General features: G+C 67.2%; 21 protein-coding genes. 3 read left to right on the forward strand and 18 right to left on the reverse strand.

Annotation, left to right across the window (positions count from 1 at the left end; translation table 11 throughout):
- Positions 1–10: 10 nt before the first annotated feature.
- On the reverse strand, positions 11–1,378 hold the full coding sequence (gene glmU, locus ACSQ1W_RS16910) for a bifunctional UDP-N-acetylglucosamine diphosphorylase/glucosamine-1-phosphate N-acetyltransferase GlmU (protein ID WP_436044859.1): 1,368 nt from the start codon (positions 1,376–1,378) through the stop codon (positions 11–13).
- 120 nt (positions 1,379–1,498) lie between these two features.
- Here glmU and ACSQ1W_RS16915 point away from each other — a divergent pair, with 120 nt between their 5' ends.
- Positions 1,499–1,903, forward strand: a complete 405-nt coding sequence (locus ACSQ1W_RS16915; protein ID WP_192273730.1) for a GtrA family protein — start codon at positions 1,499–1,501, stop codon at positions 1,901–1,903.
- A 61-nt stretch (positions 1,904–1,964) separates the two neighbouring features.
- Here ACSQ1W_RS16915 and ACSQ1W_RS16920 read toward each other — a convergent pair whose 3' ends face one another.
- The 9 genes from ACSQ1W_RS16920 to ACSQ1W_RS16960 all read right to left on the reverse strand — a co-directional run bounded on the left by ACSQ1W_RS16920 (position 1,965) and on the right by ACSQ1W_RS16960 (position 9,139).
- Entirely contained in the window at positions 1,965–2,387 is a 423-nt protein-coding gene (locus ACSQ1W_RS16920) for a F0F1 ATP synthase subunit epsilon (protein WP_062357065.1), read from the reverse strand.
- A gap of 80 nt (positions 2,388–2,467) precedes the next feature.
- Positions 2,468–3,874 (reverse strand): F0F1 ATP synthase subunit beta, encoded by a 1,407-nt coding sequence (gene atpD, locus ACSQ1W_RS16925; RefSeq protein ID WP_192273731.1) that lies wholly within the window; start codon positions 3,872–3,874, stop codon positions 2,468–2,470.
- A 39-nt stretch (positions 3,875–3,913) separates the two neighbouring features.
- Complete coding sequence (gene atpG / locus ACSQ1W_RS16930; RefSeq protein WP_436044860.1) at positions 3,914–4,777, reverse strand: F0F1 ATP synthase subunit gamma; 864 nt, start codon at positions 4,775–4,777, stop codon at positions 3,914–3,916.
- A gap of 83 nt (positions 4,778–4,860) precedes the next feature.
- Positions 4,861–6,408 carry a F0F1 ATP synthase subunit alpha gene (gene atpA / locus ACSQ1W_RS16935; RefSeq protein ID WP_436044861.1) on the reverse strand — a complete coding sequence of 516 codons (1,548 nt, stop codon included), beginning with the start codon at positions 6,406–6,408 and terminating at the stop codon, positions 4,861–4,863.
- 46 nt (positions 6,409–6,454) lie between these two features.
- Positions 6,455–6,982: a F0F1 ATP synthase subunit delta gene (locus ACSQ1W_RS16940; RefSeq protein ID WP_436044863.1), complete on the reverse strand. Its 528-nt coding sequence runs from the start codon at positions 6,980–6,982 to the stop codon at positions 6,455–6,457.
- Positions 6,983–6,999: 17 nt separating this feature from the next.
- Entirely contained in the window at positions 7,000–7,470 is a 471-nt protein-coding gene (locus tag ACSQ1W_RS16945; RefSeq protein WP_062357049.1) for a F0F1 ATP synthase subunit B, read from the reverse strand.
- 106 nt (positions 7,471–7,576) lie between these two features.
- Positions 7,577–7,876, reverse strand: a complete 300-nt coding sequence (gene atpE, locus ACSQ1W_RS16950; RefSeq protein ID WP_055939490.1) for a F0F1 ATP synthase subunit C — start codon at positions 7,874–7,876, stop codon at positions 7,577–7,579.
- A gap of 65 nt (positions 7,877–7,941) precedes the next feature.
- Positions 7,942–8,739, reverse strand: a complete 798-nt coding sequence (atpB, locus tag ACSQ1W_RS16955; protein WP_192273736.1) for a F0F1 ATP synthase subunit A — start codon at positions 8,737–8,739, stop codon at positions 7,942–7,944.
- Positions 8,740–8,767: 28 nt separating this feature from the next.
- Positions 8,768–9,139, reverse strand: coding sequence for a hypothetical protein (locus tag ACSQ1W_RS16960; protein WP_192273737.1), 372 nt, complete (start codon positions 9,137–9,139; stop codon positions 8,768–8,770).
- Between the two features lie 427 nt (positions 9,140–9,566).
- On the opposite strand from ACSQ1W_RS16960, the gene ACSQ1W_RS16965 reads away from it, so the two are divergent.
- Together ACSQ1W_RS16965 and ACSQ1W_RS16970 are read left to right on the forward strand one after the other, a co-directional pair.
- Positions 9,567–10,508, forward strand: coding sequence for a hypothetical protein (locus ACSQ1W_RS16965; protein WP_436044865.1), 942 nt, complete (start codon positions 9,567–9,569; stop codon positions 10,506–10,508).
- Positions 10,509–10,605: 97 nt separating this feature from the next.
- Positions 10,606–10,809 (forward strand): DUF2061 domain-containing protein, encoded by a 204-nt coding sequence (locus ACSQ1W_RS16970; RefSeq protein WP_436044867.1) that lies wholly within the window; start codon positions 10,606–10,608, stop codon positions 10,807–10,809.
- Between the two features lie 67 nt (positions 10,810–10,876).
- On the opposite strand, the gene lpdA is transcribed toward ACSQ1W_RS16970, so the two are convergent.
- The 8 genes from lpdA to ACSQ1W_RS17010 all read right to left on the reverse strand — a co-directional run bounded on the left by lpdA (position 10,877) and on the right by ACSQ1W_RS17010 (position 23,832).
- Positions 10,877–13,018: a dihydrolipoyl dehydrogenase gene (lpdA, locus tag ACSQ1W_RS16975; protein WP_436044868.1), complete on the reverse strand. Its 2,142-nt coding sequence runs from the start codon at positions 13,016–13,018 to the stop codon at positions 10,877–10,879.
- 13 nt (positions 13,019–13,031) lie between these two features.
- Positions 13,032–14,462, reverse strand: coding sequence for a dihydrolipoyllysine-residue acetyltransferase (locus ACSQ1W_RS16980; RefSeq protein ID WP_436044870.1), 1,431 nt, complete (start codon positions 14,460–14,462; stop codon positions 13,032–13,034).
- A gap of 176 nt (positions 14,463–14,638) precedes the next feature.
- Positions 14,639–15,160, reverse strand: a complete 522-nt coding sequence (locus ACSQ1W_RS16985; RefSeq protein WP_436044872.1) for a DNA-deoxyinosine glycosylase — start codon at positions 15,158–15,160, stop codon at positions 14,639–14,641.
- Between the two features lie 3 nt (positions 15,161–15,163).
- Positions 15,164–15,619, reverse strand: a complete 456-nt coding sequence (locus ACSQ1W_RS16990; RefSeq protein ID WP_436044873.1) for a DMT family transporter — start codon at positions 15,617–15,619, stop codon at positions 15,164–15,166.
- 71 nt (positions 15,620–15,690) lie between these two features.
- Entirely contained in the window at positions 15,691–16,932 is a 1,242-nt protein-coding gene (locus ACSQ1W_RS16995) for an MFS transporter (protein WP_436044875.1), read from the reverse strand.
- 141 nt (positions 16,933–17,073) lie between these two features.
- Entirely contained in the window at positions 17,074–19,473 is a 2,400-nt protein-coding gene (locus ACSQ1W_RS17000) for a TonB-dependent receptor (RefSeq protein ID WP_436044877.1), read from the reverse strand.
- A gap of 74 nt (positions 19,474–19,547) precedes the next feature.
- A complete protein-coding gene (gene pgmB / locus ACSQ1W_RS17005; protein ID WP_436044879.1) occupies positions 19,548–22,556 on the reverse strand; it encodes a beta-phosphoglucomutase in 3,009 nt (1,002 codons plus the stop codon).
- Positions 22,557–22,797: 241 nt separating this feature from the next.
- Positions 22,798–23,832 (reverse strand): LacI family DNA-binding transcriptional regulator, encoded by a 1,035-nt coding sequence (locus ACSQ1W_RS17010; protein WP_436044881.1) that lies wholly within the window; start codon positions 23,830–23,832, stop codon positions 22,798–22,800.

A 23,832-nucleotide genomic window follows, 5' to 3' on the forward strand; every position in this document is an offset into this window, starting at 1 on the left:
CCGCCTGGCATCACTTCGGCTTCTTCACCGGCCGCTGCCAGCCTTCGATGCTGACCTGACGCGCACGCGCGACGGTGAGCGTATCGGCCGGCGCATTCTTCGAGATCACCGAGCCTGCGCCGATGGTCGCGCCATCTGCCAGCGTCACCGGCGCGACCAGCGAGGAGTTGGAGCCGACGAAAACGCGGTCGCCGATCGTCGTCACGAACTTGTTCACACCGTCGTAGTTGCAGGTGATGGTGCCGGCGCCGATGTTGGTGCCGCTGCCGATCACGGTGTCGCCGAGATAGGTCAGGTGGTTGGCCTTGCTGCCGACGCCGATGCGCGCGTTCTTCGTCTCGACGAAGTTGCCGACGTGCACGCCGTCGGCCAGCTGCGTACCGGGACGCAGGCGCGCATACGGGCCGATCAATGCAGCGCCTTCGCTGACGACGCCCTCGAGATCGCAGTGCGCACGCACCTGCGTGCCGGCGCCCAGCTTCACGTCCTTGAGACGCGAGAACGGACCGACGATGACGCCGTCGCCCAGTTCGATCTCGCCTTCCAGCACCACGTCCACATCGATCTGCACGTCGCGACCGACCTTGACGGTACCGCGCTGGTCGAAACGCGCGGGATCGATCAGGCGTGCGCCCTGCGTGCACAACGCGCGCGCGGCACGCAGCTGGTAGGCGCGCTCGAGCTGCGACAGCTGCCAGGGATCGTTCGCGCCTTCGGCCTCGATCGGTTCACCGACCAGCACCATTTCGGCCGGCGTGAATTCCTCCGCCGCCATCGCGAACACGTCGGTCAGGTAGTACTCGCCCTGCGCGTTCTCATTGGACAGGCGCGCCAGCCAGCCCTTCAGCGCGCTGCCGTCTGCGGCGATGATGCCGGTGTTGATGGTACGGATGCGGCGCTGTTCCTCGTCCGCATCCTTGTGTTCGACGATCGCCGCCACACGGCCCGCTTCGTCGCGCACGATGCGTCCGTATCCGGTGGGATCGACCGGCTCGGCGACCAGCACCGCCAGCCGCCCGGGTGCGTCCAGCAAGCGCTGCAACGTCTCACTGCGGGTCAGCGGCACGTCGCCGTACAGCACCAGCACACGTGCACCGTCGGGAATCTCCGGCATCGCCTGCGCCACCGCATGGCCGGTACCCAGCTGCTGCGCCTGATGCGCCCAGTGCAGGTCGCCCTGGTCGGCGAGCGCCGCCTGCACCTGATCGCCGCCGTGCCCGTACACCACATGCACGCCGGCCGGCGCCAGCGCGCGCGCCGCATCGATCACGTGCCCGAGCATCGGCCGTCCGGCGATGGGCTGCAGCACCTTGGGCAGCGCGGACTTCATGCGCTTGCCTTCGCCGGCGGCGAGGATCACGACGTGCAGTGGCTTCATCTGGACTTCCCTGAGTAAGTGCGTGGCGCGAAGAGACCGCATGGTAACAAGTCCCTTCTTGAACGCAGATCGCAGCGGGATCGTGCCACCAGAACGGAGGACCGCAGGTAACATGCGGCCATGACCCTCCCCCCCCCTCGCCACACCTTGTTCCGCCAAGGCGGCAGCTACGTCGTGGTCGGCCTGCTGCAACTGCTGTTGGACTGGCTGCTGTTCGTCGCGCTGACCGTGCTGGGCATCGCGGCGGCACCCGCCAACCTCGCCGGCCGCATCGGCGGCGCCTTGCTGGGCTTCTGGTTGAACGGGCGGGTGACGTTCGCGCAGGCGGGCGACGCGCGACTGGGCTGGTGGCGCTTCGGCAAGTTCCTGCTGGTCTGGATCCCGTTGACCGTCGTCAGCACGCTGGCGGTGACCTGGGTCGCCGGGACGCTGGGGCTCGCGCATGCGTGGCTGGCCAAGCCGCTGGTGGAAGGCGCGCTCGCCGTGGTCGCATTCTTCCTGTGGCGGCACGTGGTGTACCGCTGACGGCGGAAACGAAAACGCCGGCACAAGGCCGGCGTTCCCGATGACGCTTTGACGAAAGACCTCAGTGCTTGAGGTTCTTGCGCAGGCGCTCCAGCGCGCTGAGCTGGGCGATGCTCATGGCCAGCTGGGCCTGGGCTTCCTCGACGCTCATCTTCGGATCCTGCTTGGACAGGATGCGCTCGGCTTCTTCCTTGGCCTTGCGGACCGAGGCTTCGTCGATGTCCTGCGCGCGGATCGCGGTGTCGGCCAGCACGGTGACGACCTGCGGCTGCACTTCGAGGATGCCGCCGGAGATGGCGAAGTCCAGCTGCTCGCCGGAGGCCAGCGTCACCACCACCTTGCCCGGCTTCAGGCGGGTGATCAGCGGCGCGTGCTTCGGCGCGATGCCGAGTTCGCCCAGCTCGCCGGTGGCGACGACCAGGGTGGCTTCACCGTGGAAGATCTCCTGCTCGGCGCTGACGATGTCGCAACGGATGGTGCTCATGGAACTCTCTTTGGCTCGTGGGGCGGGCCGAAGCCCGCCGGACGTTCACGCGATGGCGGGACGGGCCCGCCGCGCGTCGCTTACGCCTTCTCGGCGAGCTTCTTGGCCTTCTCGACCGCTTCTTCGATGCCGCCGACCATGTAGAACGCCTGCTCCGGCAGGTGGTCGTACTCACCGTCGACGATGGCCTTGAAGCCGCGGATCGTGTCCTTCAGCGAGACGTACTTGCCCGGCGAGCCGGTGAACACTTCCGCCACGTGGAACGGCTGGCTGAAGAAGCGCTCGATCTTGCGGGCGCGCGACACGGCCTGCTTGTCTTCTTCGGACAGTTCGTCCATGCCGAGGATGGCGATGATGTCCTTCAGTTCCTTGTACTTCTGCAGCGTGGCCTGCACGCGGCGCGCGGTGTCGTAGTGCTCGTGGCCGATGACGTTCGGGTCCAGCTGGCGGCTGGTCGAGTCGAGCGGATCCACGGCCGGGTAGATACCCAGCGAAGCGATGTTACGGCTCAGCACGACGGTCGCGTCCAGGTGGGCGAACGTGGTGGCCGGCGACGGGTCGGTCAGGTCGTCCGCGGGCACGTACACGGCCTGGATCGAGGTGATCGAACCGGTCTTGGTCGACGTGATGCGCTCCTGCAGCACGCCCATTTCCTCGGCCAGCGTCGGCTGGTAACCCACGGCCGACGGCATGCGGCCGAGCAGCGCCGACACTTCGGTACCGGCCAGCGTGTAGCGGTAGATGTTGTCGACGAACAGCAGCACGTCCTTGCCCTTGCCGGACGCGTCCTTCTCGTCGCGGAAGTACTCGGCCATGGTCAGGCCGGTCAGCGCGACGCGCAGGCGGTTGCCCGGCGGCTCGTTCATCTGGCCGTACACCATCGCGACCTTGTCGAGGACGTTGGAGTCCTTCATCTCGTGGTAGAAGTCGTTGCCCTCGCGGGTACGCTCGCCCACGCCGGCGAACACGGACAGACCCGAGTGCGCCTTGGCGATGTTGTTGATCAGTTCCATCATGTTGACGGTCTTGCCGACGCCGGCGCCGCCGAACAGGCCGACCTTGCCGCCCTTGGCGAACGGGCACATCAGGTCGATGACCTTGATGCCGGTTTCAAGCAGGTCGTTGGCCGAGGACTGGTCCTCGTACGACGGGGCGGCGCGGTGGATTTCCCAATGGTCGGACGCCTGCACCGGGCCGGCTTCGTCGATCGGGTTGCCCAGCACGTCCATGATGCGGCCCAGCGTGCCCGCGCCGACCGGCACCGAGATGGCGCGATCGGTGTTCACGGCGACCAGGTTGCGCTTCAGGCCGTCGGTGGAACCGAGGGCGATGGTGCGCACGACGCCGTCGCCGAGCTGCTGCTGCACTTCGAGCGTGATGGCGGTGTTTTCCACCTTCAGCGCGTCGTACACCTTCGGCACTTCGTTGCGCGCGAATTCGACGTCAACCACCGCGCCGATGATCTGAACGATCTTGCCCTGACTCATTGCTGCATTCCTCTAGATGAATTCTTGTGACGAAGCGCGTCAGACTGCCGCCGCGCCGCCGACGATTTCGGAGATTTCCTGGGTGATCGCCGCCTGGCGGGCCTTGTTGTAGACCAGCTGCAGGGTACCGATGAGCTTGTTGGCGTTGTCGCTGGCGGCCTTCATGGCCACCATGCGCGCCGCATGCTCGGACGCGATGTTCTCCAGCACGGCCTGGTACACCAGCGACTCGATGTAGCGCGTGATCACGTGGTCGAGCACGGTCTCGGCATCGGGTTCGTAGATGTAGTCCCAGTCGTGGTGCGCGACCTGCGTCTCCGACGCCGGCAGCGGCAGCAGCTGGTCGAACGCGGCGCGCTGGGTCATCGTGTTGACGAAGTCGTTGTAGACGACGAACACGCGGTCCAGCTTGCCTTCGGTGTAGGCGTCCAGCATCACCTTGATCACGCCGATCAGCTGGTCGAGCTTGGGCGCGTCGCCCAGGTGCGACACGCTGGCCAGCATGTTGACCTTGACCCGGCGGAAGTACACCGAGGCCTTCTGGCCGATGGTGACCACGTCGACCTCGACGCCCTTCTCGTTCCACTGGCGGATCTCGCCCAGCATCTTGCGGAACAGGTTGTTGTTCAGGCCGCCGGCCAGGCCGCGGTCGGACGACACGATGATGAAGCCGACGCGCTTGACGTCCTTGCGCTCCACCATGAAGGGGTGCTGGTAATCGGTGTTGGCCTGGGCCAGGTGGCCGATCACCTGCTTCATCGCGCGCGCATACGGGCGCGAGGTCTTCATGCGCTCCTGCGCCTTGCGGATCTTGGAGGCAGAGACCATCTCGAGCGCGCGCGTCACCTTGCGGGTGTTCTGCACGCTCTTGATCTTGGTTTTGATTTCGCGTCCGCCTGCCATCTCTCGCTCGCTTGTTTCGTCTTCGTCGGGCGAGCCGGGGCTCGCCTGCCTACGAACGGTGGGCCGAAGCCCACCCTACGGGTTTACCAGGTACCGGTCTGCTTGAACTCGGAGATGCCCTTCTTGAAGGTACCTTCGATCTCGTCGTTCCAGTTGCCCGTGTTGTTGATCGTGTCGACCAGCGCGCCCTGGGTGTTGGTGAAGTGCGCGTGCAGCGCCTCTTCGAACGCCAGGACCTTGTTGACCGGCACGTCGTCCAGGTAGCCCTCGTTGACGGCGTAGATGGACAGCGCCTGCAGGGCGATGGACATCGGCGCGTACTGCTTCTGCTTCATCAGCTCGGTGACGCGCTGGCCACGCTCCAGCTGCTTGCGGGTGGCTTCGTCCAGGTCCGAGGCGAACTGCGCGAACGCGGCCAGCTCACGGTACTGGGCGAGCGCGATGCGGATGCCGCCCGAGAGCTTCTTGATGATCTTGGTCTGGGCGGCGCCACCGACGCGCGACACCGAGATACCGGCGTTCACGGCCGGGCGGATGCCGGCGTTGAACAGGTCGGTTTCCAGGAAGATCTGGCCGTCGGTGATCGAGATCACGTTGGTCGGCACGAACGCGGACACGTCGCCGGCCTGCGTTTCGATGACGGGCAGCGCCGTCAGCGAGCCGGTCTTGCCGGTGACCTTGCCTTCGGTGAACTTCTCCACGTACTCCTCGGACACGCGGGCGGCGCGCTCGAGCAGGCGGGAGTGCAGGTAGAACACGTCGCCCGGATAGGCTTCGCGGCCCGGCGGACGCTTCAGCAGCAGCGAGATCTGGCGGTAGGCCACGGCCTGCTTGGACAGATCGTCGTACACGATCAGGGCGTCCTGGCCGCGGTCCATGAAGTACTCGCCCATGGTGCAGCCGGAGTAGGCGCTGATGTACTGCATCGCGGCCGACTCGGAGGCGGTGGCGGCGACGACCACGGTGTGGGCCAGCGCGCCGTTCTCTTCCAGCTTGCGCACGATGTTGGCGACGGTCGAGGCCTTCTGGCCGATCGCCACGTACACGCACTTGATGCCGGTGCCCTTCTGGTTGATCACGGCGTCGATGGCCAGCGCGGTCTTGCCGGTCTGGCGGTCACCGATGATCAGCTCGCGCTGGCCACGGCCGATCGGGATCATGGCGTCGACGGTCTTGTAACCGGTCTGCACCGGCTGGTCGACCGACTTGCGCCAGATCACGCCCGGGGCCACGCGCTCCACCGGCGCGGTCAGCGAGGTGCCCAGCGGGCCCTTGCCGTCGATCGGCTCGCCCAGCGCGTTGACTACGCGGCCGAGCATTTCCGGACCGACCGGCACTTCCAGGATGCGGCCGGTGGTCTTGGCCACGTCGCCTTCGCGCAGGTGCTCGTAGTCGCCCAGGACCACGGCGCCCACCGAATCGCGCTCCAGGTTCAGCGCCAGTGCGTAGGTGCTGTTGGGCAGCTCGATCATTTCGCCCTGCATCACGTCGGCCAGGCCGAAGATGCGCACGATGCCGTCCGACACGGAGGTGACCGTGCCTTCATTGCGCGACTCCGCGGCCAGCTTGACCTTCTCGATACGGGTCTTGATCAGGTCGCTGATTTCAGAGGGGTTGAGCGTGGTAGCCATGGGTAAGTCCTGTGTGCCGGCTTGCGCGCGGCGGTTCAATGGGAATTCAGTGCGTCAGCGCCGACTGCAGGCGCGCCAGCTTGCCTTTCAGCGAGCCGTCGATCACCACGCTGCCGGCATCGATCACGGCGCCGCCGATCAGCGATGCGTCGACCGCCGTCTCGACCTCGACCTCGCGGCCGAAACGCTTCTTCAGCGCGACCTTGATCTGGTCGAGCTCGGCGGACGGCAGCGCCGTCGCCGAGGTGACCTTGGCCTTCACGATGTGCTCGGCCTCGGCCCGCAGCTCCTCGAACAGGCCCGCGATCTCCGGCAGCTGCGCCAGGCGGCGCGCGTCGGCAAGCACGGCGAGGAAACGCGAGAACGACTCGCCCGCACCTTCCGGTGCCAGCAGCGCCGCGGCTTCGGCAGGCGACAGGCGGGGATTGGGCAGCAGCGCGGCCACGCGCGGGTCCGCCGCGGCATGCGCGGCGAAACCCAGCGCCTGCGACCAGGCGGCGAGAGCGCCTTCGCCTTGCGCGGTCGCGAAAGCGGCGCGGGCGTAGGGACGGGCGACGGTAAGGGCCTGGCTCATCGATCAGATCGTCCGGATCAGATTTCGGCAGCGAGTTCGTCGAGCAGCGCCTTGTGGGCGTTGGCATCGATCTCGCGCTTCAGCAGCTTCTCGGCACCACTGACGGCCAGCGCGGACACCTGCTTGCGCAGATCCTCACGGGCACGCGTGGCGGCGGCGTCGATCTCGGCTTCGGCCAGCGCCTTCTGGCGGTTGGCTTCGGCGATTGCTTCGTTCTTGGCCGCGTCGACGATCTGGTTGGCGCGCGCGTGGGCCTGGTCGATGATCTCGTTGGCCTTGACGCGGGCTTCCTTCAACGCCTCGTTGACCTTTTCCTGGGCCTGCGCCAGATCCTTCTGGCTGCGGTCGGCCGCAGCGAGGCCTTCAGCGATCTTCTGCTGGCGTTCTTCGATGGCAGCCAGCAGCGGCGGCCAGATTTTGGTCGCAATGATCCAGATCAGACCGGCGAAGGCCAGCGCCTGGGCGAACAGAGTGAGATTGATATTCATCGTAAACCTGCCGGTGATGAAGGGCCCGCGCTCAACGCGCCGGCCCAGCTACGCCTGATGACTGATCGTGGACGAAGGGCCCACGATCAGGCGTGCACGCGACGGATCAGCCCGCCAGCTTGGCCAGCTGCTCGGTGAAGATCGTGATGAACGGGCTGGCGAAGGCGAACAGCAGGCCGACGGCGACCGAGATGATGAACGCGGCGTCGATCAGGCCGGCGGTGATGAACATGCGCACCTGCAGGACCGGGATCAGTTCCGGCTGACGGGCAGCCGATTCCAGGAACTTGCCGGCCATGATGGCCAGACCCAGACCGGCGCCCAGCGCGGCCAGGCCGATCATGATGCCGATGGCGAGGGCGGTCGAAGCCTGGACCTGGGCGAGGTTGGTGAGGATGCTTTCCATGGTGATCTCCGGAACTTAAGTGCTTGAAAGGTGGATGGTAAAAGGCGAAACGGTGAAGCGGAAACTCAGTGACTGTCTTCCGACAGGCTCAGGTAGACGATCGACAGCATCATGAAGATGAAGGCCTGCAGCGGGATGACGAGCAGGTGGAACAGCATCCAGCCGAGGCCGAACGCCGCGCCGCCGAGCATGCCCACGATGCCCGCGCCGCCCAGCACCCAGATCAGCAGGAAAACGATCTCGCCGCCGAACATGTTGCCGAACAGTCGCATCGCCAGCGAGATGGGCTTGCTGACCCATTCGACGATGTTGAGGATCAGGTTGAACGGCATCATCCACTTGCCGAACGGCGCCGTCAGGAATTCGTGCGCGAAGCCGCCCAGGCCCTTCGAGCGGAACGCGAAGACCAGCATCAGGAAGAACACGCTGATCGACATGCCGAGAGTGGCGTTGACGTCGGCGGTCGGGACCGGCTTCCAGTAGTGCACGCCCATCAGTTCGAGCGGCTTGGCGATGAAGTCTGCCGGAATCATCTTCAGCAGGTTCATCATCAGGATCCAGAAGAAGATGGTGATCGCGATGGGCGTCACCAGCTTGCTGGTCCCGTGGTAGGTGTCGCGGGCCTGCTTGTCGACGAACTCGAGCATGATCTCGACGAAGGCCTGCCACTTGCCCGGCACGCCGGCGGTCGGCCTGCGGGTCGCCATCCAGAACGCGAACACGATGACCAGGCCCATCAGCACGGCGGTCACGAAGGTGTCGACGTTGATCGTCCAGAACGGACCTTCACCGCCCACCTGGGCCGTGAGGTTCTTCAGGTGGTGCTGGATGTAGCTGGTGGGAGTGAGAGCTTCGCCCGCCATGAGTCGGAAACCTTTCGTCTAGATTGGGTTATCGCTGCTTGCCGGTCGCGACCAGCACCTGTGCCACCAGTCCGGTGATCACGCCTGCCAGCAACGGCAGCGGGGGCAACTTGTACAGCCCCGCGCCCATCACCAGCACGCCAATCACCACGACCCACTTCACCACCATCCCCGCGACCAGCCTCAATACCGCCGAGACCGCCCCGAGGACACCACCGCCGAAGGCCATCCAGGCCGCCAGCAGTGCGCCAACCACGATCGCCAACCCTCCGACGGCCGCCGCAACCGCCTGGGGCACGCCCCACAGCAGGAACAGCAGCGCGACCAGCAGTACCGCCCCCGTCTGCCAGACAGCGGCGCGCAACACCAGCCGCCGACCCGCAGCGACGGAATTCAGCACACGAAAGCCCTACGGAATTGGCGGGGTACGAGGCGGTAATGCGCCTCGCCGAGCCGCAAAAGTATAGCAGCGGGACAATTTCCGGGACAACCGCCAAAGGTCGAAAGCTGGCCTCCGGGCACGATCGGGCCGCAGCCCCTGCCCCGTCTGGGTGTAACCGTTTCCCTGTTCAGAATTTTCCCGGACATTTTCCGGAACTTTGCCGGAAACCGCCTGTCAGTCCCTGCAAGGCCTGCTGCTCAACTTCCTCGTCCGATGCTCCGCCACAGGCCTTCCACGAAGCCCCGGCTGCCCCCGGGGCTTCACTTTTTGTGGCGTCCGGATCGCGCAGGCAGGCGGATCCAGGCCTTCGTCGTTCATCCAATTCACTCGATGACGACCCCCGTGCCGTGAGGGTTGGGTTCCCCCCTCGACGCATGGAGCGCCCATGAACCGCCCTCGCCCCCACCGCACGCCCGTCTTCGCTGCGGTCCTCGCCTGCCTGCCGCTGACCTGCCTCGCAGGCGCCGCCTTCGCGCAGGATTTCGCCGATGACGCCCGCTTCGAAGTCCGTCTGTCGGCTTTCAATCCCGAAGCCAACATCCGCCTCGACGGCACGGGTGTCGCCACCGATGGGGAGCAGACGGAAGACCTGTCGGCCTCGGGCAGCATCGACTCGGACGGCCGCTGGCGGCCGCGCGGTGAGTTCGCCTTCAACATGACCCCGCGGCAGTCGCTGCGCCTGAACTACTACGACTACCGCCGCAACCAGTCCTGGAACTTCGATGGCGACTGGATCGATCCCGGCAACCTCGTCGACGAGGTCGACATCCCCGGCGAGCCGGTGGAAGTCCCGGCGGTGGACATCGATGGCCGCCTCAGCTTCGAGCTGGCCAGCCTCAATTACGAGTTCGCGGTCGTGGACACGCCGCGGTTCCAGTGGGGCCTCGGCGCCGGCGTCACCCACGCCGTGCTGGAAGCCCGCGGCACCGGCACCAGCACGGGCACCGGCGACGTCGACCCGCAGTGGGAGTCGTTCCGCTGGAAGAAGGACGGCACCTCGCCCAACCTGCATACGCGGGTGAGCTGGGCGCCGACCCCGCGACTCCGGGTCGAGGCGCAGGCGCAGTACCTGGATACCCGCTGGGGCGACTTCGTGGACGAACGCGGCCACTTCGAACGCGGCGGCCTGCTGGTCGAGTACCTGGTCACCGAGCGCCTGGGCATTCACGTGGGCTATGACTGGTTCCGCCTGAAGCTCAGCAACGATTACACCGGCTCCTTCGATGCACCGCCCGAATCGGGTGTCGGCACGGTCGATGTCGCCGGCAAGGTGACCGGACAGTTCAAGGTGCACGGACCGATGGCGGGCGTGACGTTCCGCTTCTGATCGATAGACATTGACTATCGATACGAGCGGAACGTTTCATTGGACGACACGCGCGGGGCGCCCATACTTGAGACCAGTTCTCATCTGGAGCCCCGCCGTGAACAAGACCCTGAGCTTCGCCATCCTGCATTTCGCGGTGGCCTTCACCTTGGGCTATCTGTTTACCGGCAGCCTGCTGGTCGGCGGCATGCTGGCGCTGATCGAGCCGGCGACCAATACAGTGGTGTTCCACTTCCACGAGAAGGTGTGGAAGCGGATCGAGGCACGTCGCGCTGCGAAGGCGATGCCCCTGCCCGCCTGACGCCGTCCGACAACGAAGAAGGCCACGCATCTGCGTGGCCTTTTCGTTTCCGGCGTCCCTTGGAAGCTTACTTCTTCTTCGGGATGTACAGGTCGGTGATGGTGCCTTCGTAGACCTCGGCCGCCATCGCCACCGATTCGCTGAGCGTCGGGTGCGGATGGATGGTCGCGCCGATGTCGCCGGCCTCCGCGCCCATCTCGATGGCCAGCGCGAGTTCGCTGATCAGGTCACCCGCATGCACACCGACGATGCCGGCACCGATGATGCGGTGGGTGTGCTCGTCGAAGATCAGCTTGGTCGAACCCTCGCCGCGACCGATACCGACCGCGCGCGCGGACGCGACCCACGGGAACTTGCCCACGCCGATCTTCAGGCCCTTGGCCTTGGCCTCGGTTTCGGTCACGCCAACCCACGCGATCTCCGGATCGGTGTAGGCCACCGACGGGATCACGCGGGCGACCCATTCCTTCTTCTCGCCGGCCGCGACTTCCGCCGCCAGCTTGCCCTCGTGCGTCGCCTTGTGCGCCAGCATCGGCTGGCCGACCAGGTCGCCAATGGCGAAGATGTGCGGCACGTTGGTGCGCATCTGCGCATCGACCGGCACGAAGCCGCGATCGGTGACGGTGACGCCGGCCTTGTCGGCATCGAGCTTGCCGCCGTTCGGCGAGCGGCCCACGGCGACCAGTACGCGATCCCACGTGCCCGACTCGAGCTCCGGCTTCTGGCCTTCGGTCGCGCTTTCGAAGCCGACGGTGATGCCCTTCTTCGAGGCCTCCACCTTGGCGGCCTTGGTCTTCAGGTGCACGGCCACGCCCTGCTTCTTCAGGCGGTCGGCGAGCGGCTTCACCAGGTCCTTGTCGGCGCCCGGCATCAGCTGGTCCATGAACTCGACCACGGTGACCTCAGCGCCCAGCGCGCGATACACCGTCGCCATCTCCAGGCCGATGATGCCGCCACCGACGACGAGCAGCTTCTTCGGCACGTCGGCCAGCTGCAGCGCGTCGGTGGAATCCATCACGCGCGGGTCGTCCCACGGGAAATTCGGCAGCTTCACCGCCTGCGAACCGGCGGCGATGATGCACTGCTCGAAGCGCAGCAGCTGCGTCTTGCCGTCGCTGCCGACGATCTCCAGCTCGTTCGGCGAGACGAACTTCGCCACACCGGTGACCGTGCGCACCTTGCGCTGCTTGGCCATGCCGGCCAGACCCTTGGTGAACTGGCCGACCACCTTGTCCTGCTTGAAGCCGCGCAGCTTGTCGATGTCGATCTTCGGCTTGCCGAAGCTGATGCCGATGTCCTCGGAGTGCGAGGCTTCCTCGATCAGCGCCGCCGCGTGCAGCAGCGCCTTCGACGGAATGCAGCCGACATTGAGGCAGACGCCGCCGAGCGTTTCGTAACGCTCGATCAGCACGGTATCCAGGCCGAGGTCGGCGGCGCGGAACGCGGCGGTGTAACCACCGGGACCGGAACCGATGACGACGATGCGGCACTCGATGTCGGCGGGCTTGCCGGTACCCAGCGCCGGTTTCGGTGCCGAGGTCGCCGGTGCGGCAGGCGCTGCCGGGGACGGAGCCACCGGCGCGGCCTTGGCCGGCGCCGCAGCGGCACCTTCGCCTTCCAGGATCGCGACCAGGCTGCCTTCGGCCAACTCGTCGCCGAGCTTGACCTTGATTTCCTTCACCACGCCGGCGGCGGGCGACGGCACTTCCATCGTCGCCTTGTCCGACTCCAGCGTCACCAGGCCCTGGTCCTTCTTCACCGTGTCGCCCACGGCGACCAGGATCTCGATGACCGGCACACCGTCGTAGTCGCCGATGTCGGGGACCTTGGCTTCGATCAGGCCACCGCCACCGGCGGCCGCAGGTGCAGCCGGGGCTGCCGCGACAGGCGCGGGAGCAGCAGCAGGCGTCGGCGCGGGCGCGGCGGGAGCCACCGGCGCGGCCGGTGCCGGTGCGGACGCTGCAGCGCCTTCGGCTTCCAGCACGGCCACCACGCTGCCCTCGGACAGCGCGTCGCCCAGCTTGACCTTGAGTTCCTTCACCACGCCGGCGGCCGAGGACGGCACTTCCAGCGTGGCCTTGTCGGATTCCAGCGTCACCAGGCCCTGGTCCTTCTTCACCGTGTCGCCGACGGCGACCAGGATTTCGATGACCGGGACATCGCTGTAATCGCCGATGTCGGGGACTTTGACTTCGATCGTGTTCGCCATGGTCTCGGTCTCCTTACAGCAGCACGCGGCGCATGTCGCCGAGCAGCTGGGCGAGATAGGCGGTGAAGCGTGCGGCGGCGGCGCCGTCGATCACGCGGTGGTCGTAGCTCAGCGACAGCGGCAGCATCAGGCGCGGCTGGAACTGCTTGCCGTCCCAGACAGGTTGGATCGACGACTTGGACACGCCGAGGATGGCCACTTCCGGCGCATTGACGATGGGCGTGAACGCCACGCCGCCAATGCCGCCCAGCGAGGAGATCGAGAAGCAGCCGCCCGACATCTCGGCCGGACCCAGCTTGCCTTCGCGCGCCCTCTTCGCCAGTTCGCCGCTTTCCTGCGCGATCTCGTTGACGCCCTTCTTGTCGACGTCGCGGATCACCGGCACGACCAGGCCGTTCGGCGTGTCGGCGGCGAAGCCGACGTGGAAATACTTCTTCAGCGTGAGGTTCTCGCCGCTGGCGTCGAGCGAGGCGTTGAAGTCGGGGAACTTCTTCAGCGCCGAGACGCTGGCCTTCATCAGGAAGGCGAGCATTGTCAGCTTGATGCCGGCCTTCTCGTTCTCCTTGTTCAGCGCCACGCGCAGCGCTTCCAGGTCGGTGATGTCGGCGTGGTCGTGCTGGGTGACGTGCGGGATCATCGCCCAGTTGCGCGCCAGGTTGGCGCCGGAAATCTTCTTGATGCGCGACAGCTGGACGACTTCGGTCTCGCCGAACTTGCTGAAGTCCACCTTCGGCCAGGGCAGCAGGTTCAGACCACCGCCCGCGGCCACCGGCGCACCCGCGGCTGCCGGTGCGGCCACGCCGCCGGCCAGTGCGCCCTTGACGTACTTCTGCACGTCTTCCTTGCTGATGCGGCCACCGCGCTCGGTGCCCTTCACCTGGTTCAGGTCTACGCCCAGCTCGCGCGCGAACAGGCGCACCGCCGGGCTCGCATAGGCGACCTTCTCCGGCAGCACGCGGTCGGCATTGAACTCGACCGGCGGCGTCCGCGGCGGCGAGGCTTCGGGATCGATGCCCGGCTTGTCGTCCAGCACGCGCGAGGCGACGGGGGCGACGGCTGGCGCGGCGCGTTCCTGCGCGATCTCGCGCTGGGCGATCTTGTCCGGCGTCGGCGACACGGCAACCGGCTCGACCTTCGCGCCGGTTTCGGCGGCGGGCGTCGGAGCCGGCGCGGCGGCGGCCGGCTTGGTCTCGGCGGCGCCCTCGCTGGCTTCGATCAGCGCGACGACGGCGCCTTCGGCGATCTCGTCGCCCAGCTTGACCTTGATTTCCTTCACCACGCCGGCGAACGGGGACGGCACTTCCATCGTCGCCTTGTCCGACTCCAGCGTCACCAGGCCCTGGTCCTTCTTCACCGTGTCGCCCACGGCCACCAGGATCTCGATCACCGGTACGCCGTCGTAGTCACCGATGTCGGGGACTTTGGCTTCCTTGATGTCGGACATGGCGTTACTCCGGTGGGGGCGTGAAGAGGGGAACCCCTATTGTGGCCGCCACGGCGCGATGCGCCAACCATTCCTTGGTGTTATTTGCTGTCCATGGCGGGACATTGCGGGACGCGACCGACACAGTGGTATCGCTTTGGTTCGACACCGGCGCAGCACGATACGCTGCCGCATTGTCAGCCGCGGGTACGCAGGAATGGCGTAATCGCGCTCCAGGCTGCGCTCAGTCGCGCGTGCTGGAAGGCGGCATTGGCGGGACTGGTGGAGGGCAGTGCCAATAGGGTCGGTCGATGCGCCTGCGGCAACTGCGGCTCGACATGGCGACGGAACGACTCCGCAGCCTTGCTGCCGTTCAATGCGATCGCCACGATGCTGCGATGCGCCACCAGCAGGTCGGCCACCGGATTGGCGACCTCGCTGCCGCGCACGATGCTGGCATCCAGGCTGCCGCGACGTTCGCACTGGCCGATGACATCCCACAGGCCGACGCCGGCGTCGTGCAACGCCTGCATGCGCACCTCATACGGAAGGTCCGCGGAAAATCCGCCCAGTGCCGCCATCAGCGGCCAGAACCGGTTGCGGGGGTGCGCGTAATAGTGCGCCGCCTGCAAAGAGGCATCGCCCGGCATCGAGCCCAGCACCAGCACGCGGCATTCCGCGCCGACGCTCGGCGGCAGGCCGGTCAGCAGATCACCCATGCCTCAGCCGCCCGCGGACTGCCAGGGCTTCACCACCAGCAGCGCACCGGCGACCACCAGCAACAGGCCGACGACGCGCACGGCGTCCACCGGCTGCCGCGCATGCAGCACGCCGTAGTGATCCAGCACCACCGACCCTACCAGTTGCCCGGCGACGACGAGGCAGATCAGCGACGCCGCACCGAGCCGCGGCACCAGCAGCGTGGCGGAGGCGACGAATACCGCACCGATCATGCCGCCCGTCCACGCCCACCACGGCACTTTGGTCAGTGCGGCAGGCACGAACACCGGCCGTGTCAGCAGCCACCATGCCAGCAGCACGCCGGTACCGACCAGGAAGGACGACAGCGAGGCGAACAGCGGCCCGAAGCTCTGCCGACCGAGCGACGCGTTGATCAGTGCCTGCAGCGGCAACAGCATGCCGATGAAGAGGGCCAGGGCCACGCCGGTCGCGTTCATGCGTCGTCTCGTGTTCGGGGGGCCGACACGATACGCCACCCCACCGGCGAGGCGGCGTCAATGCGCGTGCATCACGCCGCCTGCGCAACCCCCGGACGCCTCGACACCGCGCGCTGCAGAAGCGCCATCGACACCAGCAGCATCGCCATCGGCGCCAGCAGCAGGTAGAACGCCCGCGACCCGTCGAAATGCGCGAACAGCTGGCCGGTGACATACGAGCCGGTGGTGCCGCCCAGCGCGGAGAACACCACGATCAGGCCCGTCATCGCCGCATGCCGCGACTTCGGCAGCGCACTGAGCACCACCGAGTTGATCGCCGGATAGATCGGCGCCATCAGCAGGCCGATCATCGGGAACACGTACGCGGCGGCCGGTGCATTCCACCACGTCATGCCCTCACGCGCCTGCACGTTCGCCGCCAGCGGCAGGGCCAGCAGCACCAGCACCGCCATCGCCACCACGCAGCCCGACAGCAGCCAGAACCAGGGAACGCGCCGCAGCAGCACGCCGCCGCCCAGCCGTCCCAGCGCCAGCGAACCGGCGAAGATGCTGGCCGCCTGCACGCTGAGCGTGGTGGGCAGGTGCAGGATTTCGCGGTTGAAGGTGGGCAGCCAGGTGTTGATCGCCTGCTCCATCAACACATAGAGGAAGGCCGAGACCAGGAACACCACCACCAGCGGCAACGCCAGCAGGCGGAACATGTCGATGAACGACTCACTGGCGGCATGACCATCCTGCGCCGCCCGCTCGTCCAGCGTGCAGGTGGCCAGCAGCACGACGACAGCGACGCACATCGCCGCCAGCACCCAGTAGACGTCGAGCCAGACCGGATCGCCCGGCATGTCGGGATTGATGAAGGCCGCGAACAGCCAGGCGCTGCCGAGGATACCGACCATGAACCAGCCTTCCACCGTGCTGGTCAGCGCGGCGTGCGCTTCGGGCCCGTCGGTCAGCAGCCCGATGCTGGAGTAGACCGACACCTTCACCAGCGCGAACGCGATGCCCACCGTGGTGAACAGCAGCTTGGTCGCCCAGAACGCCTGCAGCAGCGGCATCGCCGCGCAGGCGGCGGCGACCAGCAGCAGGCCGAGCATCATCGCGCGGCGGTAGCCGAGCCGCGGCAGGAACGAGGCGATCAGGAACGAGGTGATCGCGATCGGCAGGTCCTTGAACGCCTCCAGCAGGCTGGCGTCGGTCTTGCTGATGCCGAAGCCTTGGATGGACTGCAGGATCACCGTGCCCACGGAGTTCAACAGCATGGCGAAGATCATGTAGGTCAGGATCATCGCCAGGATCATGCGGGTGCGCGTCATGGGCGGTACCGGTCGGCTCGCGGGAGATGGAGTCGCCGTCCCGCGGCGCCTCCATCCATATCGGAAAGAGTATCCGCCACCGCGCCGGGAGAGACGGCGCGACGGCGGACGACGGCCCACGCAGGCGTGGGCCGTGGTGCCTCACCAGCGGTAGGCGACGGACGCCTGGTACGACGTGCCTTCCAGCGGACGGCCCATGAACACACCGCCGCTGGTCGCGTTGCCCAGCACGCGCGCATTGCCCTCGGTCAGCGCGATCTCGTCGGTCACGTTGCGGCCGGAGAAGGTGAACTCCCAGTGGTCGCCCACGTGCGCGCTGGCACCGATGTCCCAGGTGTCGTACGACGGCAGCACCTGGCCGTTCGCGGGATCGGAGTACCGGTCGCCGACGTGCGTGTAGGTGGCGAACGCCTTCAGATCACCCCACGGCAGCGACCAGTAGTAGCTGGGCGTCAGCCGCGCGCGGAACTTCGGCTGGCGCACCACCTGGTTGCCGTCGTAGGTGGCGAAATCGCCGTACTTGGCGCGCAGCCAGGTCGCGTTCCACGCCAGTTCGAAGCCGCCGGCGGGACGCCACGCACCCTCGAACTCCAGGCCGCGCGCCTTCGAGTCGCCGATGATCACGACGTTGTTGCCGTTGTTGTCGAACGCCTGGTAGCGCAGGCCGGTGAAATCGTTGAAGAACGCGGTCAGGTACATCTCGTACGTCTCGCCGCCGGCCTTCAGGCCCAGCTCGTACTGGTCGATCTCGGTCTTGTTGTTGGCACCGTCGCGCAGGTTGTCGAACTGCGGGAAGGTGAAGCCCGAGTTGACCCGGCCGAACAGGCTGACGTTGTCGTTGAGCGTGTAGTTCAGGCCTGCAGTCCAAGACACATCGCTGTCGTTCTGGTCGATGCTGCGCGGCGTGGTCGAAACCGACGTGGCGTTGTCATACAGCGTGTTCGGATTGCCGTCCAGGTCGACCGTGATCGGATCCCACACCGTGCCGTTCACTTCCTGCCGCTCGTAGCGCACGCCGGCATCCAGGCGGATGCGATCGTTGACCGTCCACTCGTCCGCGACGAAGAAGGCGGTGTTCTGGCCGTCATAGTCGCCACGGATGTTGTAGAACGCGTTGCCGACGAAGCCGTCGCGCGTCGCCACGCGACCGTCCGACAGCGCCAGGTTCACCCGGCGGGCGTTGTCCTGCGCCGTCAGCAGCATGTTGTTGCCCAGCCACCAGCGGTCCTTGGACGAGTAGTCGGCGTAGTACACGCCGAAGGTCAGGGAGTTGCTGTCGGTCAGGTCGACGCTGAAGCGCAGGTCGTTGGTGAACGAGCTGATCTCCTTCTCCACCACCCAGAAGCCTGCCGTCAGCACCTGCTGGTTCGGATCGACCGCGCCGCCGCCATTGACGAACGTACCGGTGCCGGTCACGCCCGCGCCGTACGTGTCGGTGATGTAGGACGATAGCGTCTGCGGATTGGCGCCGGTGAACAGCGCATAGGTCGGCGCGTCGCCCTTGATGTAGTTGAATTTGTCGCTGATGGTCCAGTTGCCCACGTACCAGTCCAGCGAACCGCCGAACACGTCGATGTCCACGCCGCGGCCGTCGGCCAGGTCGCGCGTCATCGTCTGGTTGCCCACCCCGGTGGGCAGCGTCACGCGACGGAAATCGTCGCCGACCAGCGTGCCGGTGGTGGCGTCCAGGCCGGGGAAGCTGGAGATGTCCTCACCGTTGTTGCGCGAGACCAGCGGCACCGCGGTGTAGAAGGTGTTCTTGTCGTCGGTGTGGCGCGCGTAGAGATTGAACTCGCCCTCGGCCCAGCGCTTGGTCAGCGTCGCGCTCAGCTGGCCGCCCTTCTCCACCGGGAAGCCGGTCTGGCGCACGCCGTCGGTCTCGCGATAGAAGCCACCGACGCTGTAGTACCAGCCGCTGTCGGCGCTCAGCGGGCCGCCGCTGTAAAAATCGACGCGGCGCAGGCTGTCGGTGCCCAGCGTCATGCGTACCAGGCCCTCCGGCGTGTCCTCGCCCTTCTTCTGGATGAAATTGACGGTGACCCCAGGCTGGCCGTTGGAGTAGATCGGGCTGGGGCCGCCACGCAGGCCTTCGACGCGCGCGATGGTGTCGTCGATGCGGAACAGCGTGGTGTTCTCGAGGAACGACAGCGTCGGCGGCGGGAAGATCGGCGAGCCGTCCAGTTGCAGGGTGAAGAACGGCGCATCGCCTTCGGACGGCATGCCGCGCACGAAGACGTTGGCGCCGGTGCCGCCGCCGCTGGCCTCGGCCCAGACGCCGGGCACGATCTTCAGCAGGTCGGCGGTGCTGGTGGGCGCGGTCTCCTGGATCTGTTCCGGCGTCGCGGTGCTGATCGAGAAGCTGGCGTCGCGCTTGCGCAGGCCCTTGAACTTGGCCGTGCCGCTGACGACGACGGCGTCCAGCGTGGTCGCGTCGTCCTTGGCGGCCGGGGCGGCCTCCTGGGCGGCGGCCAGCGTCGGCGCGAGCGCCATCGCGATGGCGGCCGACAGGGCGTAGCGCATCGGGTGCTTGCTGTGTTTCATGGTCTCTCCCTCCACGTAATGCGTTTGTTGTTGTAGTGACAGGCTGACGCCGCGGCTTCTGTGGCCACGTGCGGTCAAGGCGAAACGAACGTCCTCAGGTCGAAATCGGCGATGCGGGGAACCACGGCATCGGCGTGGCGCAGCACGCGCGCATCGCCGATGCCCACGGCCGCCATGCCGGCGGCATGGATGGCCTCGATACCGGCCGCGGCGTCTTCCACGCCGATGCAGCGGTGCGGCGGCACGCCGAGCGCGGTGGCGACATCCAGGAAGATGGCCGGGTCAGGCTTGGCGCGGACGATGCGGCCGGCGTCGGCGATGTAGTCGAAGCAGTCGGCGATGCCCAGCTTGTCGAGCAATGCCGGCGCGTTTCGGCTGGCCGAGGCGAGCCCCAGCTTCAGGCCGGCGGCGCGGGCGGCGTCGAGCACCTCGCGCACGCCGTCGAACAGATCCTGCGGACCGACGCTGGCGATTTCCTGCACGTAGTAGCCGTTCTTGGTGTCGGCCAGCGCGCGCTTCTCGTCGGCGGAATACGTGCGCGATGCACGCTCGAGGATGATCTCCAGCGACGCCATGCGGTCCACGCCCTTCAGCCGCTCGTTGACCTGCAGGTCGAACGGCACGCCGATCTCATCGGCCAGCCGCTTCCACGCGCGGTAATGCGTGTGCGCGGTATCGGTCAGCACGCCGTCCAGGTCGAACACCAGTGCGTCGCAGGCCCGCGGGAACGTCGCCTTCGGCGGCGCGGGCACGGCCAGCGGCAGCACGGTTTCGCGCTCGCGCGTCAGCATCACGTCGCTGCCGCCGTGACGGAAGGTGAGCACGTCGCCCTCGTCCAGCCGGTAGCGCACGCCTCGCGCCTCCACGTCCACCCGCAGCGCGCAGCCGCGCCAGCGCAGGTTGAAACCGTAACCGGTCCATGCGGCCGGCAGCGTGGGCGCGAAGTGCAGCCGACCCGCCGCCACGCGCAAGCCACCAAAGCCCTGCACCAGACCCAGCCAGCTGCCCGCCATCGCGGCCATGTGCACGCCGTGGTCGGTGTTGCCATGCAGATCATCGAGGTCCACACGCAGGCTGGCGTCGAAGTAGCGCCATGCCTTTTCGTCCTGGCCCACTTCGCTGGCGAGAATCCCGAACACCGGCGCCGACAGCGTGGAATCGTGTGTGGTGACCGCTTCGTAATAGTCGAAGTCGCGGCGCTTGCTGCCGGCGTCGATGCCGTCGCCCGCAAGCACCAGCGCCATCACCACGTCGGCCTGCTTGCAGACCTGGTGGCGGTACAGCGTGAGCGGATGGTAGTCGAGCAGCAACGGGCGATGCGGTCCTTCCCGCTTCGCGAACGGCCAGCGCGGCTTGGCGAGGAAATCGTCGTCCTGCGGATGGATCCCCAGCGCCTCGTCGACCGGCAGATGCATGGCGTCCGCGGCGCGTTGCCACAGCGCGACTTCATCCGCGTCCAGCCCGATGCGCGAGGCCAGCAGGTCCAGCGCCCGCGGACGCTCGGCCGACAGCCGTGACCACGCTTCCACGGCACGCTGCAGGTGCCGTTGCGCCATGCGGTTGGTGTACCAGTTGTTGTTGACCAGCGTGGTGTACTCGTCCGGGCCGGTCACTTCATGGATGCAGAACGCACCACCGAGCCGCGGATTGAAATGCCCGGCCTGCGGCCAGATGCGCGCGGTCTCGAAAAGAATCTCGGCGCCAGCCTCGCTGAGGAAGTCGAGATCATCGCTGGCGTCGAGATAAAGCCCGATCCCGTACGCGATGGCGGCGTTGATGTGGTACGCCGCCGAGCCGCTGGGATAGTGCGCGGAACACTCGCGGCCGGCGATGGTGCGCCACGGATACAGCGCACCACGCGGATGGTTCATCGCACGCGCGGTGTCGCGCGCGCCGTCCAGCGTGCGGTAGCGGTACATCAGCATCGCGCGGGCCACGTCCGGCGCGGTGAACGCCATCACCGGCAACACGAACGCCTCGGTATCCCAGAAGCAGTGGCCTTCGTAGCCCTCGCCGGTGATGCCCTTGGCGGCCGTACCGGTGATGCCGTCGCGGCCGGCCGACTGCAGCAGATGGAACAGGTTGAAGCGCAGCGCGAGCTCCGCCGCGGGATCGCCGTCCACCGACAGGCCAGCGCGCCGCCAGAACGCCTGCATCGCGTCGGCCTGGGCCGCCGCGATCGTGTCGAAGCCCGCCGCCTGCGCGCGCGCGAGCACGGCATCCACGCCGTCCGCGACGCTGCCGTTGCCATCGTCGTAGGCGACGAACTTCTCGATCGTCACCGATGCGCCGGGTTCCAGCGTGGCGACGAAACGCTGCTCGACGCGGCCTGCACCGTCCACCGCGCCTTCGAGGATGAGGCCCGGCGACAGCCGGTGCTGCTGGGCCGCGACCAGCGCCACGCCGCTGTGGTGGGTGCGCTGGGTAAGCCGCGCTCCGTCCGCATCGGCATGTTCGTCCGAGACCTGCAGGTCCTTGCCGCCATGCACGCCGATGCGGGGGTCGTCGCCCTGCTCGACCGCCTGGCGTCCCGTCTCGATGGACGAAACCAGCGTCAGCGGTCCCGCGTAGTCGATGGAGGCCACCTTGAAGCGGATCGCCAACAGCGCGCGCTCGGCCAGCGGCACCACGCGGCGCGCGGTGATCTCGAGCGTATGTCCCTCCGGTGTCTTCAGGCGCAGGCGACGGTCCAGCGCGCCGCCCGCGAGGTCCAGCGTGCGTTCGAAGTCGAGCCACTCGGCGTCCGCCAGCGTCAGCGGCTGTTCGCCCAGGCGCAGGCGGATGTGTTTGCCCTCGGCGACCGGTACGCGCGTATCCGTGCTGCGGGTGAAGCCGGGGAAACGCTCGTGATAGTGGATGGGGTTCTGCTCGAACACGCTGGACAGGAACGTGCCGTCGCTGGCGCTGTCGCCTTCCTCCAACGCGCCGCGCACGCCGAGCGTACCGTTGGCCAGCGCGAACAGGGTTTCGTCGCGCGCGGCCCGCGCGGCATCGACACCCCGCTGCGTGAGTCGCCACGGATCGGTCCGGCCTTCATTGGCCCCGCCTGCCCGCATCGCCGCCTGTTGCTGTTCCACCGACATCCCGACTCCCGTTGTGCTGACCGCCCCGGCAGGTGCCATGGCGGGGCGACGCTAGGAGTCATTGTTATCGATGTCAAGTTATCGATATCAGAACATCGCCGCGATGAGCTGTACGGCGCCGGCATCGTGTCCAGATGGCTGCCGGATATCTTTCCGATCAATCAGTTACCGAACTCGCCGTTCGACGACGACGACGCGGATGTCCACCGGATGGACGCTGCAATGCAGCAGCGCCCTGCGCTCAGGTCGCGCGGACCACCAGGTGGGTCGGCAGGGTCTCGGAGGCGGCCGCCTCGCCCTCGATCAGGGCCCGGACCTTGCGTGCCAGAAGCACGCCAGCATCGATGAAGTTCTGGTGCACCGAGGTCAGCGGCGGTACGTAGGTGGCCCCCAGCGGGGTGTCGTCGTAGCCGATCACCGAGACGTCTTCCGGTACGCGGCGACCGCGCTCGATCAGTGCGCGGATCGCGCCGATGGCCAGCAGGTCGCTGGCGGCGAACAGGGCATCGACCTGCGGGTGTGCTTCCAGCAGCGCGTGCACGGCTTCCGCACCGGCGCCGACGGTGAAGCTGCCGACGGTCGGCGTCAGCGGGGTGATGCCATGCCGCGCCAATGCCCCCGCAAAGCCTTCCAGCCGCTCGGCGAACTCGCCGTGCGCCGGATCACCGAGGAAGGCGGGACGCCGCCGGCCGAGCGCAATGAAACGCTCCGCCGCCAGGGCGCCACCGCGCTGGTTGTCGCTGCCCACCACGACCTGCGATTCGTGCCGGCTCACCGCGCCCCAGACCACCATCGGCCGCCCCCAGCGCTGCACGGCGTGCATGGCGTCCTCGTGCGCGCCCTGGCCGAGCAGGATGACGCCGTCGGCCGCCTGCACGTTCGGCAGCGAGCCGCCCTGCAGCGACGTCAGCAACACGCTGTAGCCGGTAGAGGTGAGCTCCTGCGTGATGCCGCCCAGCAGGTCGAGCGGATACGGACCGGACATCTGCCGCTCCACGGTCGGCTTCATTTCCACCACCACCGCCACGGTCATGCTGCGGCGGAGCTTGAGGTTGCGTGCGCTGACATTGAATGCATAGCCGTACTGCTGCGCCACCTGCCGCACCCGCTCGCGCGTTTCGGCATTGACCAGCGGACTGTCGCGCAGCGCGCGCGAGACGGTGATCGCGGAGACGCCGGCCACCTTCGCCAGGTCCGCCATCGTCAGATGGCTGCCGGGGACAGGCAGCTCCGTCCGGGCGCGTCCGGTGCGCGGTTTGCGTTTGGCAGGGGGCAT

The organism is Pseudoxanthomonas sp. LjRoot143 (genome assembly GCF_964252945.1).
Classification (GTDB): Bacteria; Pseudomonadota; Gammaproteobacteria; order Xanthomonadales; family Xanthomonadaceae; genus Pseudoxanthomonas_A.

Excerpts from the sequence above, each read along its gene's own strand:
- glmU (WP_436044859.1), bottom strand. The coding sequence starts at position 1,378 with ATGAAGCCACTGCACGTCGTGATCCTCGCCGCCGGCGAAGGCAAGCGC.
- ACSQ1W_RS16915 (WP_192273730.1), top strand. The coding sequence starts at position 1,499 with ATGACCCTCCCCCCCCCTCGCCACACCTTGTTCCGCCAAGGCGGCAGC.
- ACSQ1W_RS16920 (WP_062357065.1), bottom strand. The coding sequence starts at position 2,387 with ATGAGCACCATCCGTTGCGACATCGTCAGCGCCGAGCAGGAGATCTTC.
- atpD (WP_192273731.1), bottom strand. The coding sequence starts at position 3,874 with ATGAGTCAGGGCAAGATCGTTCAGATCATCGGCGCGGTGGTTGACGTC.
- atpG (WP_436044860.1), bottom strand. The coding sequence starts at position 4,777 with ATGGCAGGCGGACGCGAAATCAAAACCAAGATCAAGAGCGTGCAGAAC.
- atpA (WP_436044861.1), bottom strand. The coding sequence starts at position 6,408 with ATGGCTACCACGCTCAACCCCTCTGAAATCAGCGACCTGATCAAGACC.
- ACSQ1W_RS16940 (WP_436044863.1), bottom strand. The coding sequence starts at position 6,982 with ATGAGCCAGGCCCTTACCGTCGCCCGTCCCTACGCCCGCGCCGCTTTC.
- ACSQ1W_RS16945 (WP_062357049.1), bottom strand. The coding sequence starts at position 7,470 with ATGAATATCAATCTCACTCTGTTCGCCCAGGCGCTGGCCTTCGCCGGT.
- atpE (WP_055939490.1), bottom strand. The coding sequence starts at position 7,876 with ATGGAAAGCATCCTCACCAACCTCGCCCAGGTCCAGGCTTCGACCGCC.
- atpB (WP_192273736.1), bottom strand. The coding sequence starts at position 8,739 with ATGGCGGGCGAAGCTCTCACTCCCACCAGCTACATCCAGCACCACCTG.
- ACSQ1W_RS16965 (WP_436044865.1), top strand. The coding sequence starts at position 9,567 with ATGAACCGCCCTCGCCCCCACCGCACGCCCGTCTTCGCTGCGGTCCTC.
- lpdA (WP_436044868.1), bottom strand. The coding sequence starts at position 13,018 with ATGGCGAACACGATCGAAGTCAAAGTCCCCGACATCGGCGATTACAGC.
- ACSQ1W_RS16980 (WP_436044870.1), bottom strand. The coding sequence starts at position 14,462 with ATGTCCGACATCAAGGAAGCCAAAGTCCCCGACATCGGTGACTACGAC.
- ACSQ1W_RS16985 (WP_436044872.1), bottom strand. The coding sequence starts at position 15,160 with ATGGGTGATCTGCTGACCGGCCTGCCGCCGAGCGTCGGCGCGGAATGC.
- ACSQ1W_RS16990 (WP_436044873.1), bottom strand. The coding sequence starts at position 15,619 with ATGAACGCGACCGGCGTGGCCCTGGCCCTCTTCATCGGCATGCTGTTG.
- ACSQ1W_RS16995 (WP_436044875.1), bottom strand. The coding sequence starts at position 16,932 with ATGACGCGCACCCGCATGATCCTGGCGATGATCCTGACCTACATGATC.
- ACSQ1W_RS17000 (WP_436044877.1), bottom strand. The coding sequence starts at position 19,473 with ATGAAACACAGCAAGCACCCGATGCGCTACGCCCTGTCGGCCGCCATC.
- pgmB (WP_436044879.1), bottom strand. The coding sequence starts at position 22,556 with ATGTCGGTGGAACAGCAACAGGCGGCGATGCGGGCAGGCGGGGCCAAT.
- ACSQ1W_RS17010 (WP_436044881.1), bottom strand. The coding sequence starts at position 23,832 with ATGCCCCCTGCCAAACGCAAACCGCGCACCGGACGCGCCCGGACGGAG.